At 46.1% G+C, this 20,017-nt stretch carries 15 protein-coding genes; 11 read left to right on the forward strand and 4 right to left on the reverse strand.

The annotated features are described in order from the left end of the window. Positions 1–35: 35 nt before the first annotated feature. The 3 genes from EX191_RS18465 to EX191_RS18475 form a co-directional block, all read right to left on the reverse strand. Entirely contained in the window at positions 36–836 is an 801-nt protein-coding gene (locus EX191_RS18465) for a PhzF family phenazine biosynthesis protein (protein ID WP_080955948.1), read from the reverse strand. A 141-nt stretch (positions 837–977) separates the two neighbouring features. After that, entirely contained in the window at positions 978–1,454 is a 477-nt protein-coding gene (locus EX191_RS18470; protein WP_041853065.1) for a DM13 domain-containing protein, read from the reverse strand. Positions 1,455–1,751: 297 nt separating this feature from the next. After that, complete coding sequence (locus EX191_RS18475) at positions 1,752–4,076, reverse strand: FdhF/YdeP family oxidoreductase (RefSeq protein WP_193448231.1); 2,325 nt, start codon at positions 4,074–4,076, stop codon at positions 1,752–1,754. Between the two features lie 665 nt (positions 4,077–4,741). On the opposite strand from EX191_RS18475, the gene EX191_RS18480 reads away from it, so the two are divergent. From EX191_RS18480 to EX191_RS18525, 10 genes are all read left to right on the forward strand, one after another. Continuing rightward, entirely contained in the window at positions 4,742–5,626 is an 885-nt protein-coding gene (locus tag EX191_RS18480) for a LysR family global transcriptional regulator AcsS (protein WP_193448232.1), read from the forward strand. Between the two features lie 53 nt (positions 5,627–5,679). Beyond that, positions 5,680–6,510, forward strand: coding sequence for a formate dehydrogenase accessory sulfurtransferase FdhD (gene fdhD, locus EX191_RS18485; RefSeq protein WP_193448233.1), 831 nt, complete (start codon positions 5,680–5,682; stop codon positions 6,508–6,510). A 406-nt stretch (positions 6,511–6,916) separates the two neighbouring features. Next, a complete protein-coding gene (uhpT, locus tag EX191_RS18490) occupies positions 6,917–8,311 on the forward strand; it encodes a hexose-6-phosphate:phosphate antiporter (protein ID WP_104970731.1) in 1,395 nt (464 codons plus the stop codon). Between the two features lie 135 nt (positions 8,312–8,446). Continuing rightward, the gene (gene uhpA / locus EX191_RS18495) at positions 8,447–9,055 is read left to right on the forward strand and encodes a response regulator transcription factor UhpA (protein ID WP_193448234.1); all 609 of its coding nucleotides are present in this window, start codon (positions 8,447–8,449) and stop codon (positions 9,053–9,055) included. After that, positions 9,055–10,557 carry a signal transduction histidine-protein kinase/phosphatase UhpB gene (gene uhpB / locus EX191_RS18500; RefSeq protein WP_193448235.1) on the forward strand — a complete coding sequence of 501 codons (1,503 nt, stop codon included), beginning with the start codon at positions 9,055–9,057 and terminating at the stop codon, positions 10,555–10,557. Before uhpA ends, uhpB begins: the two co-directional genes overlap by 1 nt. A 6-nt stretch (positions 10,558–10,563) precedes the next feature. Then, on the forward strand, positions 10,564–11,904 hold the full coding sequence (uhpC, locus tag EX191_RS18505) for an MFS transporter (protein WP_025794408.1): 1,341 nt from the start codon (positions 10,564–10,566) through the stop codon (positions 11,902–11,904). A gap of 124 nt (positions 11,905–12,028) precedes the next feature. Further along, positions 12,029–13,246 carry a mannose-6-phosphate isomerase, class I gene (gene manA / locus EX191_RS18510; RefSeq protein ID WP_193448236.1) on the forward strand — a complete coding sequence of 406 codons (1,218 nt, stop codon included), beginning with the start codon at positions 12,029–12,031 and terminating at the stop codon, positions 13,244–13,246. 350 nt (positions 13,247–13,596) lie between these two features. Next, positions 13,597–14,859 carry a hydroxymethylglutaryl-CoA reductase gene (locus EX191_RS18515; RefSeq protein WP_193448237.1) on the forward strand — a complete coding sequence of 421 codons (1,263 nt, stop codon included), beginning with the start codon at positions 13,597–13,599 and terminating at the stop codon, positions 14,857–14,859. A 406-nt stretch (positions 14,860–15,265) separates the two neighbouring features. After that, positions 15,266–16,834: a DUF1800 domain-containing protein gene (locus EX191_RS18520; protein ID WP_193448238.1), complete on the forward strand. Its 1,569-nt coding sequence runs from the start codon at positions 15,266–15,268 to the stop codon at positions 16,832–16,834. A gap of 9 nt (positions 16,835–16,843) precedes the next feature. Next, positions 16,844–18,169, forward strand: a complete 1,326-nt coding sequence (locus EX191_RS18525; RefSeq protein WP_193448239.1) for a DUF1501 domain-containing protein — start codon at positions 16,844–16,846, stop codon at positions 18,167–18,169. Between the two features lie 86 nt (positions 18,170–18,255). Here EX191_RS18525 and EX191_RS18530 read toward each other — a convergent pair whose 3' ends face one another. Next, positions 18,256–19,350 (reverse strand): ketoacyl-ACP synthase III, encoded by a 1,095-nt coding sequence (locus tag EX191_RS18530; RefSeq protein WP_005394577.1) that lies wholly within the window; start codon positions 19,348–19,350, stop codon positions 18,256–18,258. 162 nt (positions 19,351–19,512) lie between these two features. Here EX191_RS18530 and trxC point away from each other — a divergent pair, with 162 nt between their 5' ends. After that, positions 19,513–19,947 (forward strand): thioredoxin TrxC, encoded by a 435-nt coding sequence (gene trxC, locus EX191_RS18535; RefSeq protein ID WP_012842236.1) that lies wholly within the window; start codon positions 19,513–19,515, stop codon positions 19,945–19,947. The last annotated feature ends 70 nt before the right edge of the window (positions 19,948–20,017 follow it).

Below are 20,017 nucleotides of genomic sequence, written 5' to 3' on the forward strand. Positions count from 1 at the left end.
CCTGTAATCAGAAAAACGAGAACCAAAAAGGACGACTACGCAATTCTCATATCTCCTCGCAACATTGTTACCGCACTTCCAGAAAGCTTAACGCATTCCGGATTCAATAATTCTGTATAAACAACTCCACTTCTCTTGGATGCTTGAAAGCCTTTTAATTGCGCTTTACCGAGCTCTTTAGCCCAGTAAACACATAAAGCGCAATGAGCAGAACCTGTCACTGGATCCTCATCAACACCCACCCAAGGGGCAAAATAGCGAGAGACAAAATCAGCGTCAGTGCTTGATTGAGCAGTGATAACAACTCCACGACCTTTTTGTTTAAGTAACGCACTAAAATCAGGTTCGAGTTGCTCTATCAAAGACTCATCATTGATGACGATCAACTGCTTATTATCAAACTGACCATAAGCAATTACATCAGCCACATCGAGCCCTAAGCCGTGAAGCAAATCTGTGTTAATACTTGCTCGCATATCTAAAAGAGGGGCAGGAAACACCAAATGAATGTCGTCATGATCAAGTTGTGCAGTTAAAACGCCGGATAGCGTGCCAAACTCAATGGTATCACCTGTACTATATAACCCTTGCTCTCTCAGTACGTGCGCCGTGGCCAATGTGCCATGTCCACACAAAGCGACTTCCGTTTCAGGTGTAAACCAACGAAGTTGCATTGTATTTAATGACAGAAACGCGGTTTCAGATAGTGACATCTCTGCCGCTATGGCCAACATCATTTCCTCATCAAGGCTTGATTCTGTGATACACACACCTGCAGGATTGCCTTTGAACACATCTGATGTAAACGAGTCGACCTGAAAAATTTTAACTTCCACAAAATATCCTTAAGTTCTATCAACCACTGTAGAACCATTAGCAGCGCTTAGTGCATTTGTACCACGTAATGTATTGCACCAGTTATTTGAGCAGTAAACCTTTCTTAACTAAGAAGAAACCACTTTTTCTCCTGATGGGATTTATTGGTATTTTGCCGAAGTAATGAACTCACCGAATGTTTCACACCAAACAACAACAGTATTGTATTCAGAAATGGAAATCCCTTGAGGAACCTCAACAACGAAGTTATTGAATGTTTTGACATCACCAACCAAGCTCATCTCAGATTTAAGGTCATTAAACGCTTGTTCAGTCTCGACAAATTTAGGAGATAAATAGAGTTTATAGTCAGGCCCGGGAGCGAGTTTTCCTACCAGCGTAATAGCTTGAGAACTCAAATGAATTTCACCTTCTCCCCAATGAAAAGCGTCGCTATCTTTGAGGTCCCTCGTGACAACTGCACTGTATTCTGCACCTTGCATGCTCTCAGAAACTTGCTCATCGGTCGGCGCAGGCGGTGCAATAAGAATCGGTAAAGTATAGATACCTATCGCAATACCAATCGCAACAGCCACTAAGTGGCTTAACGTTAATTTAATTATACTTTTCAAGGTCATCTATCTTCTTGTTAGTTTCATCAGCTTAGATTTCGGATCAAATACAGACATCCGTCAGGTTATACGTCTAATAGCCTAATTTCATTAATATTATACACAAGCTGGACCAATGCGCCTTAATTGCTGCCTTTTAGAGTGCTATCCAATAACCCCGTTATTAACGAAAATAACTATTTTAATTCAGCCCCCTACACGCCTTCGACGAAATGTTCTAAAGGCAAAGTGAGCAATTAAAAACGGCTGATAATTGATATCAGCCGTTTGCTTATCGGAAATGTCGTTGTGCCGGTTTGGTCACTATTCCGCTTCCACCAAAGCGATCTTATCGGATGTCGATTTTTCCAATTTGATCGCAATAAACTTAGAGGTTGGCGTAAACGTTCTATCCCCATAACTGTCCAAAGGAACTAATGGGTTTGTTTCTGGATAGTAAGCCGCCGCCTGACCTGCTGGTACATCATAGGCAACAAGCGTAAATCCGCTCACACGGCGCTCAACGCCATCTTCCCACAATGACACCATGTCCACTTTGTCGCCCGGTTCAAAACCGAGTTTACGAATATCCGCTTCATTGATAAACAGCACTTCGCGCATACCAAATACTCCACGATAACGGTCATTCAAGCCGTAAAGTGTCGTATTGTATTGGTCGTGTGAGCGCATGGTTTGCAAGATCAAATCTGGCTTTTGGCCTTTTTCGAGTATCGCTTCGCTGATCAACTGCTTCGGCAACTCGCTAGAGCTGAACTGTGCTTTGCCGCTTGGTGTATTCCATCGACGCTCGGCTGCTGGGTTTACCAAGTGGAATCCACCCGGGTGTTTAAGCTTATGGTTAAAGTCGGTAAAACCTGGAATCGTGTCGGCAATCAAATCGCGAATACGATCATAATCTTCAATCGCCCACAACCAATCAATTGGTTTTGCTCCGAGTGTCGCATTGGCAATACCGGCAATAATCGCTGGTTCTGAACGCAAATGCTCCGAACGCGGTTTTAGCTGACCAAATGAGATGTGCACCATGCTGAAGGTATCTTCAACCGTCACGCCTTGTGAGCCAGTCGCTTGCTGATCAATCTCGGTACGGCCTAAGCACGGAAGAATAAGCGCATCTTTACCTGTGACAAGGTGAGAACGATTTAACTTCGTCGAAATGTGTACGGTTAAATTACAGTTTCGCATCGCGTTGTGCGTACGTTCTGTGTCTGGCGTTGCTTGTGCAAAGTTACCGCCCAAACCGATAAATACTTTCGCTTGCCCTTCTTCCATCGCTTTAATGGCTTGCACAGTGTTGTGGCCTTCACCACGCGGGACGGCAAAGTTAAATCGACTTTCAATGCGATCCAACAACAGATCTGAAGGTTTTTCATCAATGCCCATCGTACGGTCGCCCTGAACGTTACTGTGACCACGCACTGGTGAAAGACCCGCGCCCGGCTTACCAACGTTACCTCGTAACATTTGCACGTTTGCGACTTCTTTAATGGTTGGCACAGAGTGACGATGCTGAGTCAACCCCATTGCCCAACACATGATCACACGTTCTGCACGTCGATACATGCTCGCCACCATCTCGATTTCACTTAAATCAAGACCCGATTGTTCCGCGATGTGTTCCCAAGAGGTTGCGTCCACTTCAGCCAAATACTCATCAATACCTATCGTGTGTTGCTTGATGAATTCACGGTCAAATACCGCTTTGCCACCGTTTTGCAATGCCTCGCGTTCCCATTGCAGCAAGAACTTCGCGATGCCACGAAACACTGCCATGTCTCCACCTAAAGCAGGACGCAGGTACGCCGTGTTTGTAGGCTCTGAGCCATTACTCAACATCTCAATCGGCATTTGTGGGTTTTGGAAACGCTCTAATCCGCGCTCTTTGAGCGGGTTTAGACAGATAACCTGTGCACCACGTTTTACCGCTTCGCGCAGAGGTTCAAGCATTCGTGGGTGGTTCGTGCCCGGGTTTTGACCTATCACGAAAATCGCGTCGGCTTCTTCAAAATCATCAAAGATCACTGTGCCTTTACCAACACCAATGGTGTCTTTCATCCCTATTGCACTGGCTTCGTGGCACATGTTGGAACAATCTGGGAAGTTGTTGGTACCGAATGCGCGCACAAATAGCTGATACAAAAACGCCGCTTCGTTGCTTGCACGACCAGAGGTATAAAACTCCGCTTGGTGCGGCGAATCCAATTGATTGAGATGTTTCGCGACAAGAGCAAAAGCCTCATCCCAAGAGACTGGCACATAGTGATCGGATTCAGCATCGTATCGCATTGGGTGCGTGATACGGCCTTGGTATTCCAACCAGTAATCGGTTTGCGTTGAGAGAGAAGAAACGCTGTGATTGGCAAAAAACTCAGGATCAACCAGACGATTGGTCGCCTCCCAGTTTACCGCTTTCGCGCCATTCTCACAGAAATTGACTTTACCACTATCTGGCGACTCACCCCATGCACATCCCGGGCAGTCGAAACCGCCATTTTGGTTGGTTTTGAGCATAGTGCGAATGTTTTTAACTGCATTTTCACTGCCCCACCAACTTCTGGTTACGGCTTTCAGTGCACCCCAACCACCAGCTGGACCTTTGTATGCTTTTATTTGTTCTTTTTGGCTCACGACTTTACTCCTCGCAGATATACCAGCAAGCAGGGTGCCCGTGAAAACAAGCGCGTTATTTATTGAGATAATGCGGAAGTATTGAAGGGCTTAGTTTCTAATCCATGTATTTTTAATCCAAATAAGTAACCACTCAACATGCTCTCGCTTGTCCGAGCGTTTACTTATCTAGATTCTTGCTATCGGATACCCGCCTACTGTTTCTAAGACTGTTAGATTCAATTTGCATTGTTGCGCCTTGATCTAAATCAAAGATTAAGTCGTTATTCAATATGCGTCCAATTGATAATCCTGACCGAGTGATAAACCAAATCTATGACGAATTTTTCCACTGACGGTCATCACATTTTTAATCAATACAGTTTATGAGGTTAATCGTTTTCCCATTCGATTCCACTTAGTTCGCTTAACGAACTCAATAAAATCGGCATTCTTGATAATAGATAGTATCTATCACACTATAGATACTTTAAATTTGACCCTAATTAATATCAGGAATAGCCTTGATTCAGATCAATTTTGAGTGTGGTTTTATTCTTGACTTGGTTTTGTTTTTCCATTTCCCAGTTAAAACGCTCCAGCGCTTAAAAAGTACGGTAGTGCTGTGCCCTTTTTAGGGAGTTCCCCCGTACATGTGACTCACAACGTAAGGTGAACAATCCATTATGGATATCAAACAACTGAAATATCTCATCGCACTTGAACAGACCAAACACTTTGGTCAAGCCGCCGCATTGTGCCACATTACGCAGCCTACCTTATCCATGAGAATCCGAAGCTTAGAGGAAGAACTCGACCTCGAATTAATCCAGAGAAGTCAACGATTTGAAGGATTTACTGAAGCCGGAGAACGCATTTTAGCTTGGGCAAAAACCGTCTTAGCCGCTCATGATGGATTGCAAGCCGAAGCCGCCAACTGCCGTGGTCAATTGGTCGGCTCTCTTCGGCTTGGAATGGTGCCACTCGCCAGCCAAAACCCGATGGAATTGCTCAAACCATTAGCTCAACAGTTCCCTGAGTTACGCTTTCAAATACTCTCCATGACGACCGAACAGATCATAGACCAACTCAATCGCAATCAACTTGATTTGGGGATGTGTTATGTCGATCAAGTCAACACCGCTTACTTCGATGTTATCGAGCTAGATTCGACCAAACTTGGCGTTTTATTCGATGAGCGTCATTTTGATTTTGCCGAATCTGAAGTGTTGTGGGAGTCACTCAATAACATTCCGCTAGGGCTGCTTTCGAAGGGCATGCACTATCGCCACTCGATTGATCTTAGCTTTGTGAGTAAAGGGCTAGTTCCACAAACCGTCATTGAAAGTAACTCCACCTTTCACTTGATCCAAGCAGTAACCAGTGGCCTTTGTTGCGCCATTATGCCGCTGAATTGTGGATTGGAAGAGTTGAACGATACGCTTCGCATTATTCCTATCGAAGAAGCCGCCGTTCACGCCCCGCTAGGTTTGTTAAAGCGAAAACAAGAACCCTTCTCCGCGCTAACCGATCAGTGTTTCGCAGCAGCAAAAAGCATATTCAATCGATAACAACAATCCACACGTCAATGTTTGGCATACACAACGGCTTATGAGGTGATTTCATGAGATGTACTACTCAATCTTATTTTGAACTGTCCGATTTCAATCAAGCACCACCTCAACCAAGTGCATTCAATTACCGAGAATTGATTGATGGCCGCCCAGTGCAACAAATGTCGCTGGCGAGTGAGTCAGCTTTAGCTATCAGCTACAACGGCATTAGCCAAGCGGTCATGATGGTGACGCCAGGCCATCTGGAAGACTTCGTGAAAGGATTTAGCCTAAGCACAGGCATCGTCCACGACTTCAAAGAGATCAAAGACATTGAAATTGGTGGCGATCACGAATCTCACTATGCGGAAGTGGAAATCAGCAACCGCGCTTTCTGGGCGTTAAAAACACAACGCCGAAATCTTGCTGGCACAACCGGATGCGGCATTTGTGGCGTCGAGGCTCTTGAACAAGCTTTGCCTGATTTGGTGCCACTGACACCGTCTCTTCCTCCGCGCTCCAATGTATTCGAAGGGCTGCGAGACAAAGTCGCACAGCATCAAGAAGCCGCACGTGAATCTGGCGCGTTACACGCCGCTTTATTTGCAGATTTACAAGGCAACATCAAGTTGTGCCGAGAGGACATCGGCCGCCACAACGCGCTAGATAAGTTGATTGGCGCATTGGCCAACAATCACATCGAACCTCAAATTGGCTTCGCAATAATGACCAGCCGTTGCAGCTTAGAGTTGATCCACAAAGCCGTTCGCGCGCGTATCCCCACTCTGGTTTGCTTATCTGCACCCACAGCGTTAACCGTCGAATGGGCAAGAAGAAACCATTTGAACCTAATTCACTTGCCAAAACACGGCTCGCCGCGTCTATACAGCCCTGCGCCTTAACACGTCAACCTAGCCGAATTCCTAATATTTCTAACAGAGACCTCCGGGTCTCTGTTGTTTGCTTCTCGTTCCCAATTGATACTTAGCGACAAGACACTATTCTGTCCAACCAAACGTGCTCACCCCTTGTCAGCACTAAGCTTATGAATATTAATCCGTTTGCATTTGAACGCTTTCCAATCCGATAAGAACCCTGTCAAAAACCCATAAATTAGTAAGGATTTTGTGTGACTCTTTTCACGCTTTTCCGCCTTCCTAGGCATTTCTAGGAATTTTTCCTAGCCGATCTAGGCAACCATCTCATGTGCCTCACAAAACCACTCTCTAGAATTCCGCTCAGTCAAAGGTAACAAGAGCGCATAACGGTCTCCGTTGTGTTTCTAAAACAATTACAAGAGAGTTCATCATGTTAAAATTCCTCGAACAGGTGCGGAAGCCGACCCTCGATCTTCCTGTCGAAGTTAGAAGAAAGATGTGGTTTAAACCGTTCATCCAATCTTACTTGGTCGTATTCATCGGCTACCTAACCATGTACTTGATTCGTAAGAACTTCAATGTCGCGCAAAACGACATGATCTCAACTTACGGTTTGAGCATGACAGACCTAGGTCTTATTGGCCTTGGCTTCTCCATCACATACGGCATCGGTAAAACCGTTGTGTCTTACTACGCTGACGGTAAGAACACCAAGCAATTCCTCCCTTTTATGCTGATCCTTTCTGGTCTTGCAATGCTTGGTTTCAGCTTCAGCATGGGCGGCGGTAGTGCAAGCCTGTTCTTGATGGTGGCTTTCTACGCTCTGAGTGGTTTCTTCCAAAGTACTGGTGGCCCTTCTAGTTACTCAACCATTACAAAATGGACACCTCGTAACAAACGCGGCTCTTACCTAGGCTTGTGGAACATGTCGCACAACGTTGGTGGCGCGGGCGCAGCGGGTGTTGCTCTTTTCGGTGCTAACTACCTATTCGACGGCCACGTAATCGGCATGTTCGTGTTCCCTTCTATCATCGCAATCATCGTTGGCTTTATCGGTATGCGCTTTGGTAGCGACTCACCAGAAGCTTACGGTCTAGGTAAAGTAGAAGAACTTTTCGATGAAGCAGTGAGTGAAGAAGACACCGCCGCTGAAGAAAACCAGATGACCAAGAAAGAAATCTTTGTTGAATACGTTCTTAAAAACAAAGTTATCTGGCTACTTTGCTTTGCAAACATCTTCCTTTACATCGTTCGTATCGGTATCGACCAATGGTCAACGGTATACGCATACCAAGAGCTTGGCCTGTCAAAAGAAACGGCAATCTCTGGCTTTACTCTGTTCGAAGTTGGTGCGCTTGTGGGTACTTTGATGTGGGGTTACCTGTCTGACCTAGCAAATGGTCGCCGCGCATTGGTTGCTTGTGTGTCTCTTGGTTTGATCATCGTGTCGCTTGAGTTCTACCAGCACGCCACTAGCGAGTTCATGTACTTGGCCTCTCTATTTGTATTGGGCTTCTTGGTGTTTGGTCCGCAACTTCTTATCGGTGTTGCCGCGGTTGGTTTTGTCCCTAAAAAAGCAATCAGTGTGGCTGACGGCGTAAAAGGTACATTCGCTTACCTAATCGGTGACAGCTTCGCGAAACTTGGTCTCGGTATGATTGCAGACGGTACACCTATCTTCGGCTTAACAGGTTGGAAAGGTACCTTCGCAGCCCTAGATACCTCCGCCATGATTTGTATTGTTTTGCTTGCTTTCGTCGCTATCGCGGAAGAGAAGAAGATTCGACACGCGAAGAAGCTTCAACTTGCACAAGACCAAGCCTAACTTCTCTGCGCGCTTTACTTCGGTAAAGCGCGCAAGATCATTAAAAAGCATGGTTCAATTCAGTATCATTAAAGATTTTTCTATTGGCTCCTGTTGGAGCTTGTTGTTAGTCGTCTGCTCTATTTGGTTGTAATAATGATTCATGTTGCTCTAGTTGATGATCACGTCATCGTGCGTTCGGGTTTCGCACAATTATTAAATTTAGAAAGTGATATTACCGTTGTTGGTGAGTTCGGCTCTGTCGCAGAAGCACGCACAGGCTTGCCTTCGGTACATCCACACGTCGTCATCCTAGATATTTCCATGCCAGATGAAAGCGGCTTAAACTTTCTTAGCGAAATACCAACTGGCATTGCCTGCGTGATGCTTAGCGTGCATGACTCCCCTGCGATGGTGGAAAAATCACTAAAACTTGGTGCAAAAGGCTATCTAAGCAAACGCTGTAGCCCAGACGAACTTATTCAAGCCGTGAGAACCAGTGCGTCTGGCGGCTGCTATCTTACCTCCGACATTGCCATCAAACTGGCAACACCAAGTGACAAAGCTGCATCGCTTTGCCAACTAACAAGACGCGAAAATGAAGTTTGCCAGCTTTTAGCCAAAGGGCTGGATGTAAAATCCGTCGCGGCAGAGCTTGGCTTGAGCCACAAGACCGTGCATGTTCATCGTGCAAATGCCATCGACAAACTCGGCGTGAAAAACAACGTTGAGCTCGCCAAACTATTTTCTCAAGAGTCCTTTTAATGCGAGCTTATGCTATTACCACCATTTGCGGACTTTTTGTTATGGCTTGCGCCTGGTTCTGCTTATGGGTGATTGCCTATTACTTTGTCAATGATCCAGAACTAGCGATCTTATTGTTTCCTTTCGCTTTACGATTAGGTGTCGCCCTGCACACTCGCACCGCTTATTGGCCGACGATTTACCTTTCGGAGTGGGGGCTTTCCATCGCACTTGCGATGTTACTGGGTCAACCGCAGTGGCTTACCGTGCTGATTGCGAGCATTGCCAGTATCCCGGTCACTCTGATTGCGAAAAAATATTACTACGGAGACCAAAACCGCCATTTAGCCGTGATGAGCGCAGTCATTATTATTAGCGCGTTTATTAATGTGATGGCCGTTGGTTTTCACGTTCCTTCGGTTTACATGGTATGGCTGGCTAGCATTTCTGGAGGCTTGCTCGTGGTGCCTATGTGCTACTTGTTATGGAGTTATTTGTTCCAAAGTCGTTGGTCTCCGCTTAGCTCTCTCCTACTTAGTAATGCCGTTGTATTTCAGGTGCGTCATATCGTGCTTTATGCGCTGCTTTTGATCGGCAGTATTTTGGTGCAAACCAGTTTGCCTGAAGAGCTAAAACGATTTGCGCCATTTTGTATGGCGATTCCAATCATCGTGCTTGCTCTGCGTTACGGCTGGCAAGGTGCCCTACTCGCCACCATGCTTAACAGTATCGCGCTGATTGCGGCTCGTAGCGGGGTGTCGAATCTAGAAATCACCGATTTGTTGTTGTCTCTCTCGGCGCAAACCATCACTGGCATTATGCTCGGTTTAGGGGTTCAGAAACAAAAAGACCTCAATCACAAACTGCGCAGCGAGCTTGCACGCAATCAGAATTTGTCTCGCCAGCTTATCAAAGCGGAAGAATCGGTAAGACGCGATATTGCGCGCGAGCTACATGACGAAATCGGCCAGAACATCACGGCGATCCGCACACAAGCCAACATCATCAAGCGGGTAAATAACGCAGAAACAAGCGTGGGTTGCGCCGACATGATCGAAGGGCTTTCCCTCAACGTGTACGACACCACTAAGCGACTGTTGAGCAAACTAAGACCCAAAATGCTGGATGATTTGGACTTAAAAGAATCCGTCGAGCAACTGACGCGAGAGATGGAATTCGCCAATCACGGAACGACTGTTCAACTGAACTGGCAAGGCGATTACACCAGCTTGAGTGATACGCTCAAAGTAACCCTATTCCGTTTATGCCAAGAGTCATTAAATAACGCAGCCAAGTACGCAGAAGCGCAGTTGATCAATATTGAGCTGACGATCGGAGAAGCTGCGGTGTCACTGATGATTCACGATAATGGTGTCGGCTTCAAGGTTCAGGACAGCATGAAAGGCATGGGCGTTCGCGGCATGCAAGAGCGTGTGCACGCGTTAGGTGGAAAAATGGTTATCTACTCCACCAGCGATCAAGTGATTGGCACACAAATCAGCATTACTTTACCTAAGGTGTAACTCAAGATGTTTGGATTTTTACGTTCACCTAAATTTACTCAACCGAGTCTGAGCAAAGAGCAAATCGACCAGCGTTACCGCCATTGGCGTTTGCATATTATGTTGGGGATGTACATCGGCTACGCAGGTTTTTACTTTACCCGTAAGACCTTTAACTACGCCGCACCAGCGATGATTACCGATCTTGGCTTAGATAAAGGCGATTTGGGTCTTATCGGTACGCTTTTCTACATTACTTACGGCTGCTCGAAGTTTATTTCAGGTACGATTTCAGACCGCTCTAACCCTCGTTATTTCATGGGATTAGGATTGATTGCGACAGGTCTGGTCAACATCGCGTTCGGCTTTTCTAGCTCACTCGCAGCTTTCATTACTCTGTGGATCTTAAACGCGTGGTTCCAAGGCTGGGGCTGGCCTTCGTGCTCCAAGCTGCTAACCACTTGGTATTCACGCTCCGAGCGTGGCTTCTTATGGGCGATTTGGAACACCGCACACAACGTTGGTGGCGCGCTGATCCCTATTTTGGTGGGCTATTTAACGTTGCACTACAGCTGGCGTGAAGGCTTTATTCTACCCGGCATCATCGGTGTATTACTCGGTCTATTCGTTTGTTGGCGATTGCGCGACAAACCCACAACAATGGGCTTACCAAGTGTCGGACAATGGCGCAACGACGCGCTAGAACTTGCGCAAGAAAATTACGGACGTGGCCTCACCTATCGCGAAATTCTGAAATCGTACGTATTTAACAACAAATACATCTGGCTGCTCGCGTTCAGTTATGTGTTGGTTTACATAGTCCGAACCGCAATCAACGACTGGGGAAACCTGTATTTAACCGAGCAGCATCACTATAGCCTGATTAACGCCAACGCTGCCCTTTCTATGTTTGAAATCGGTGGTTTTGTTGGTTCATTGGTTGCGGGTTGGGGCTCAGACAAACTCTTTGGCGGTAACCGCGGGCCAATGAACTTGCTGTTCGCGATTGGGATTTTCTTATCTGTCTCTGCGCTTTGGCTAATGCCCCTGACCAACTTTGCATTCCAAGCGGCGGGATTGTTCTCCATCGGCTTCTTTGTCTTTGGACCACAAATGCTAATCGGTATGGCGGCGGCGGAGTGCTCTCACAAAGATTCTGCCGGCGCGGCAACAGGATTCGTGGGCTTGTTCGCCTACATGGGCGCAGCATTGTCTGGCTATCCACTAGCGTTAATTCTTGAAGAATATCATTGGACGGGTTTCTTCATCACCATTTCAGTTTGTGCAGCCGTCATTGGCCTTTTGTTGCTGCCATTTTTGCAAGCGCAACCATCACGAAAACCACTCGAACCAAAACCTCGGTTGTAAATCGACTTATCGCCCTTCGGGCAAATTGGCGAGTGACCTAACCGCGCTCGCCATCCTTATTTAACGTATCTCTGCTCAATTTTTCTTCCGATTCAGTTCGGAGGGTTAACTATGGGAAAAATTCATGAATTTGAACACTATTTCATCGCATAGCTTCTTTCAAATGAACAACAAAATCCAAAACTACGCTTGGGGAAGCACCTCTTCTATTCACGATTTGTTTGGCTTTTCTAACGAAACGAATGAGCCTCAAGCAGAAGTATGGATGGGGACTCACCCAAACGGCTGCTCTGAAGTTCAGATTGAGCAAAACACGCTGCCTTTGTCTGAACTGATCAAACAAAACCAACCCGCTTACTTATCAGCAGAAACCGCAGCGAAATTTGGCGACCTGCCCTTTCTGTTTAAGATCTTAGCGGCCGAACACGCGCTGTCGATTCAAGTTCACCCAAGCAAACAAGATGCCGAGGTAGGTTTTGAAAAAGAGCAAAGTGCTGGCATCCCACTAAACGCGAGCCATCGTAACTACAAAGATCCAAACCACAAACCTGAGTTGGTGTACGCGCTGACAAGTTACCAAGCCATGAACGGTTTTCGCTCGTATGCCGAGATTATTGAAGCATTTAGCCTTTGCGATATCGATGAGCTACGCGCACCGCTAGATGAATTCAAACGCGAAATCAACTCACAAGGTTTACGCGATTTCTTTGTGCACATTCTGACCATGGAAGGAGAAACAAAAGAGCGAGCACTGAAACAGCTTCTTGCCCACGCTTCACGTCAATCGGAGCAAGGCACTGACAGCGACGTTTTCCAGCTCATCTTGGATCTATCCACTCAATACCCCGGCGATGTCGGCTTGTTTGCGCCATTACTGTTGAATGTCATCACGCTGCAACCTGGCGAAGCGATGTTCCTGAGCGCAAGAACGCCACACGCTTACATTAAAGGTACGGGATTAGAGATCATGGCGAACTCAGATAACGTTTTGCGTGCAGGACTCACGCCGAAACACATGGATGTTAAAGAACTGGTTAAATGCACAGACTTTGTGCCTAAGCCGTTTAACAGCCTTGTTCTTGAACCCAATGCAAATGGTTGCCGGAGCCTTTACCCCGTTCCAGTGGCAGACTTTAGTTTCAGCATTCTTAACCAACCGAACAATGAAGTGGTTGAGGCAAACAGCGCAGAGATTTTGATGGCGATTGATGCCGACCTGACACTCATCAGTGATAACGGTGAGACGTTAACCGCCGCGAAAGGACAATCTGTATTTGTTCCTGCTTACGTTGGCCATTACCGTATTCAAAGTGCGGGACGTGTGGCTCGCGCCTTCAACTAGTTTTTGAACAACTGATTCAAACTAGCGTCTGACCCAAGGGACTGGGTTAGACAATTTATTCCTTTCATAGATTGAGCCAGTCCGCTTTTAAGGTACTCATGCTTACACTTTTTCGACTCAAATCCGCAGCGGCCTAAGCCATCTAAATTCTCTACCCCCGATTCTTCTTTTCACTACAGCACTCATTGTCAAAACCCATTTATTTCCGGTAAATCCTCCGCTCCAATATCAAATTACTTGGATAACAAAGGCGCTCACACAGTGGTATTTGTTGCAAAACGTATAATCAACGTTGTAATCAAAGCCCCAATCACTACAATCTCTGGTTCGATTTTTCAGTTAACGTTTGTATGCCGAAGTTAAACCAAGATAACCCTGTTCAAAGCTCCGCCCTTTCCGATATCGAAACCAGCAGTAAGATTCAATCGGCATTAGAACCGAAGTTTCACAAGCCAGACAAACGTCTCTGCTTAAGCCCTGGCCTATCGGATAAGCATTTGGCGCGCCGTTGGCAAGTATTAGAACACGTGACCAATAAAGATCATCTTCTTGATCCTTTCACGCAGTCACATTGCTACGCTTACTCCAACAACATCGAGCACTTCATTGGTACTGTCAATGTGCCGGTCGGCATCGCAGGCCCTTTACGCGTCAACGGTTTGTATGCGAACGATGACTTTTTGGTTCCGCTCGCAACGACAGAAGCCGCGTTAGTCGCTTCCTACAACCGTGGCGCAAGTCTTATTACCGCCGCTGGTGGCGCGAGCGCATTGTTGCTGAGTGAAGGGGTGAGCCGAACACCAGTGTTCGCCTTTAATAACCTTGCCAACGCTGGCCAGTTCGTCAGTTGGGTTGTGACCCAGTTTGAAGTATTTCGTCAAATAGCGGAATCCACCACCTCACATGGCAAACTCAAAGATATCAATGTAAATATCGAAGGAAACCACGTTTATTTGGTCTTTGAATACGTGACCGGTGACGCTTCCGGACAAAACATGGTGACCATCGCAACAAACGAAGTGTTCCATCATATTTTGGCGACCAGCCCAATCAAACCAACTCAAGCATTCTTGGATGGCAACTTATCAGGCGACAAAAAACCAAACGCGCACACACTGCGCTCGGTACGCGGTAAGAAAGTATCCGCCGAAGTGACCATTCCTGCTGAGTTGGTGGAAAAATATCTGCATACGACGCCGGAGTCTATGGTTCAATTTGGCAAAATGACCACGGTGGGCGGTTTACTCAGCGGGACGATTGGCGTCAACGCGCATTACGCAAACGCTCTTGCCGCGCTGTACATTGCTTGCGGTCAAGATGCCGCTTGTGTTGCAGAGTCTGCCATTGGTATCACTCGTATGGATGTGGACGCTCAAGGCAACTTGTACGCGTGCGTAACCTTGCCAAACATCATGGTGGGAACGGTTGGCGGGGGCACTGGCCTTCCTACGCAAAAAGCATGTTTGGATATTTTAGGTTTGCACGGCAACGGCAAAGCGAAAGCCTTAGCCGAAGTCTCAGCTGCGCTTTGCCTGGCTGGCGAACTCTCGATTGTGGGCGCATTTTGTGCCGATCACTTCTCCCGGGCTCACCATAAACTTGCTAGAAAATAATCCTTTTACTTTGTACAAGAGAACACCCATGCGGTTTTCTCTTGTGCCAATAAAGCAACTTTATTTATTAGCTCATAAATTAGTTTAAGTTATATTGCAGACTTAATAATTGCATCACTCTCACGTTGACCGCATTATTGCAGTATCACCACACATTCCTCGCTATATCACTGTTTGACCCTATTCTCACGCGATATTAAATATCAGTACGTTACCTAAATAAATATCAAAAACATCTAGCACTAAAGTACCAAATTCATAGATTGAGTTTTTTGTTAGTCACTTATAGATACTATACTCGTTCCTGCAGCTGCTTGATTTTTCTAAATTTATTATTTAGCTCAAATGAGCTTAATCACTCCCTTTAAATGGATTTAAGTCGTTCCCTCGGGTAAGCGAGTTAACTATGAGACGTCAGAAACAGTATGAAATCTCTTGTTGGGTACTAGGGTTGATTATCGTATTACTAAGTTACGTCCCTTCAGTACCAGCAGAAATGGAACTAACGCCCTCCGATCAAACCGTTGCGCGTTTCCTCTATCAGAGCACTTTTGGGCCAACACCAACATTAATTGATGAGGTAGAAGAAGTCGGGATGGAAAGTTGGATATCTCAACAAATCTACCTTCCTGCCACCTATCATCAACCGCTCTATCGGACACCTTTTTCCAAAGGCGCACAATCCAATCGCGAAAACGCTTGGTATCAAATTGTTATTACTGCTGATGATCAACTCAGACAACGCATGGCGTATGCATTAAGCCAGATCTTAGTGGTCTCTCGCTATGGCGGTGTTCTTTCCAGTAAGCCCACAGGTCTAGTCGACTACTATGATGTATTGATTGCTAACGCTTTTGGCAACTACCGAGATTTATTATATGACGTTTCCATTCATCCTGTTATGGGCAGCTATTTGTCCATGCTCGGTAGCGTAAAAGAGAACAACACGACGGGTGCATTACCTGATGAGAACTTCGCTCGAGAGTTGATGCAGTTATTCACCCTAGGCTTGTATGAACTGAATATCGATGGCAGTAAAAAGCTTGATCGTACAACGGGTAAGCCTATCCCCACATATACCCAAACGGATATTCAAGAGCTCGCTCGAGCATTAACTGGGTGGAAAAATGCCGATTTAGCGTTTGTCGAACCGATGCGAGTCATCAGCCACCGACACGATGGTGGCGAGAAACGATTGCTTGGTAACACAATTCCTGCGGGTTTAACTGCGCAAGAAGAGCTTTCAAAAGTGATCGATATTTTGATGTCTCATCCAAACATGGCGCCGTTTGTTTCTAAGCTACTTATCCAACGTTTTGTAACTTCGAATCCAAGTCCGGAGTACATCGCACGTGTTGCTTCGGTATTCAATAACAATGGCGAAGGAGAAAAAGGAGATTTAAACGCGGTCATTCATGCCATCTTGCTCGATTCTGAGGCTCTAGGCATGACAGATACCCCGCCAATAAAAGTGAAAGAGCCAATACTGGTCCTAACTAATTTTCATCGAGCAGCGGGTTTTACAATCCAATCTACACGTTACGAAGACGCTACTACGATGATGAATATCGCCAATCAAGGACCTCTTCGTTCTCCTTCCGTATTTAATTTTTACTCTCCTGACTACCAACCATCTAACGAGTTTACGGAGTCTGGTATTAGCTCTCCGGAGTATGAGCTACTGAACTGGTCCGTTTATACCGATTTGGTCAACTATATGTTGACCAGCTCTCGCAGAGGCGGCGGTGATTCCTACACACTCGATCTCGGCGAGTTCTATCTTCTTTTGGATGATCACGATGCCTTAGTCGAGCTGGTTAACGAACGCTTCTTTGCTGGAACGGCCTCGGCGGAATTAAAAAAACTCATGCTCACCGTGTTAGATGAATATCGTGAGGACTATGTGCCAACAACAAAGCTCGCCTTGGTGATTTTTACCGCCATTTCCGGCGATGAATTCTATATTCAGGATTAGGAGTGGATTATGGATATTTCACGACGACATTTTATAAAAAGCACTGCATCGATGGGCGCTTTAGCTTCGCTTGGTCTACCGGGTTATTCTCTCGCGGCGCCATCCAATGACTTTCGAGCATTGATATGTGTTTATTTAGCAGGTGGAAACGATGCGTTCAACACTGTACTGCCGTTGTCTGACGCGCACTATAACCAATATGCCAAAGTCAGAGGTGCTCTTTCTGTCGCTAAAGACGACATACTCCCTATCAATTTGCGTACCGCCGATAGCTCGGATAATCTGGTAGAACTTGGCTTACACCCCAAACTAAAGGCGCTGTCTTCAATTTTCGAACAAGGCGATGCCAATATCGTGCTCAATAGCGGCATTCTCAACCATCCCGTTACAAAACAAGCGATTGAGCTAGGTGAAGCGTCACTTCCCGAGCAACTATTTTCCCACAATTCACAAACAGACGCTTGGTTACTTGGTGGTATGCAAGAATCTAGCAATTTGGGTTGGGCGGGCAGAATGTTGGACGTATTAACTTCTGAATCAGAAATAACCCCACTATACAGTGTGCACGGGAACTCGCTTTGGTTACGCGCGATGGAACACCGCCAAACCGTGCTGAAAAAAGACCGTGCGGTTCAGCTTACCGCGATTGATAACCCGCTATATAAGGGGATCTATGACCAACTGCTTTCTCATCAAACAGAGAATCCGTTTAGTGGTCACTTTAATTTGATGGTTGATGAGTCTATGATGATGAGCCGTGTACTAAGCGAGCAACTCAATCATATTGATGACGCGCCGCTGTTCACCTCATCAACACTCGGCAAGCAGATGCAAACCGTCTATAAATTGATCGCAAGCCAAGATGTGTTAAAGCAACAACGACAAGTCTTCTTTGTTAAACACTCTGGCTACGACCTACACGATTCTCAATTAGTTCGACACCCCGTACTACTCGAAGATCTAGCAACTAACCTCTTAGCAATGTATCGTGCGATTGCGCGGTTGGGGCTAAACAAGCAAGTCACTTCTTTTACAATGTCTGACTTTGGTCGACGGATGACAAGCAACGGTAACGGCACCGATCACGGTTGGGGTGGTCATCAACTATTGATTGGGGGCGCGGTGAATGGTCAGCGACCTATCGGCACATGGCCTGAACTAGTATTGGGCGGAAACGATGACTATTCTCAAGGTCGACTCATACCTCAAATTGCAGCTGATCAAGTGGGCTCAACCCTCGCGCAGTGGATGGGTGTGAGTGATAACGCGGCACTGGAATACGTGTTCCCGAATATCCGCAACTTCGCTAATTCAAACCTTGGCTTTATGGCTTAAGCTGCTTTAATGAGCTCTTATTTAACATGTCATGAAAAAGGGAGCATTTACGCTCCCTTCTCAATATCATTCCCGCTGAGTGTCCGTTACGCTTCGTCGCGACGGCGCTCGTTACACAGCTTAATGGCACGCTCAAGTAATTCTAGCGCGGATTGCTCACATTCAGGCAGAGCCGCATCACTTTCACCAATTGGCGTTACGCGGTCACCCCATTTCAATACTGCCGCACCCCATGTCAAACCTGCACCAAATGCAGCAAGAAGCATGTTATCACCTGGGTTAACTCGGCCTTGCTCTACCGCTTCACATAATGCAATTGGCACCGTCGCTGCAGAAGTATTACCGTAGTTTTGGATGTTCACAAACGCTTTGTCGTGTGGGATCCCAGATAGGTCACATAGGGTTTGAATAATACGAATATTCGCTTGATGGGGAATAACAACGTCGATTTGGTCGGTAGTTAACTGTGATGCTTTAAGCACGGTTTTCGCAGCTAGCCCCATGCCTTTTACCGCACGTTTGAAAATTTCTTGTCCTACGAAGTTGAAATCCCAGTAACCGTTGTCTTCCGCAAAACGGTCCATACAAGTACCAAACTTTGGTACGGAAAGAATATCGCGACCTTTAGCGTCACAACCAATTTGAGATTGCAGTAGACCCGTTTCTTTTTCTGTTCTTGATAACACAACGGCGCCCGCTCCATCACCAAATAGAACAGCGGTATCTCGCATGGCCCAATCGATGTAGAAAGACAATCTTTCCGCGCCAATAATGATCGCGTTGCGATAGTTACCTGATTGAATCAAACGTGTGCCCGTTTCAAGGCCGTAGACAAATCCCGTACATGCGGCATTTAAATCAAAGGCCGCCGCAGAACGAATGCCCAAGTTCTGCTGTATTTTAGATGCGATGTTTGGAATAAGTGAATCCGGAGAACAAGTCGCCACAATGATTAAATCAACGTCGCTTGCGTCAACGCCCGCGCGCGCCAATGCGTGTTTGGCAGCAACGGTTGCCATGTCTGAAGTATTTACATGGCTAATACGGCGGTTTTCGATACCGGTGCGGGTACGAATCCACTCATCTGAAGTATCAAGGAAAGTGCTAAGATCATCATTAGAGAGCACGGCAGGAGGAACACATTTCCCCCAACCTGTAATTTCAGCGTAGTAATTTGTCATCGCAGACCTATTTATTGTTGTATTTTAATAAAATTTCTTAGAACCTTAGGCTCAAATACAAACCTGCTCTGCGTTATTTCGGCAGGTTAAAAAATAAGTATACAAATAATGAGGCTGACTGGTAAGTCATGTTTTCATCAATACGTAATAAAGGAAGAAGTCATGTCATCGTTTAAAACTCGCTGCCCTTCATGCGGCGGTCTGAATCGTGTCCCCAATGAGCGTGTTGCAGAGTCTGCAACTTGCGGTAAATGTAAAAGTGCACTTTTTGATGGCGCGCCTATCGAAGGAACGCAAGATAACTTTTCTGTCCTATTACAAAGTGATACGCCTGTTGTCGTCGACTTTTGGGCCCCTTGGTGTAATCCGTGCGTCGGTTTTGCCCCTGTTTTCTCGGATGTCGCTCATGAACAAGCAGGAACGGCTCGTTTTGTAAAGATTGATACAGAAGCACAACAAGCGCTCGCTGCACAATTTGGCATTCGAAGCATTCCTACCATCATGGTTTTCAAGAACGGTCAACGCGTTGATATGATCAATGGTGCGCTACCTAAGAGTCAGTTTGATCAATGGTTAAATCAAGCACTTAATAAGTAATCCTCCACGCCAACCTCACTGGTAGGTTGGCGTTTTTATGCAACTTATCGACCTATCTATTTAACAAATA

This window comes from Vibrio chemaguriensis (genome assembly GCF_012275705.1).
Lineage (GTDB): Bacteria > Pseudomonadota > Gammaproteobacteria > Enterobacterales > Vibrionaceae > Vibrio > Vibrio diabolicus.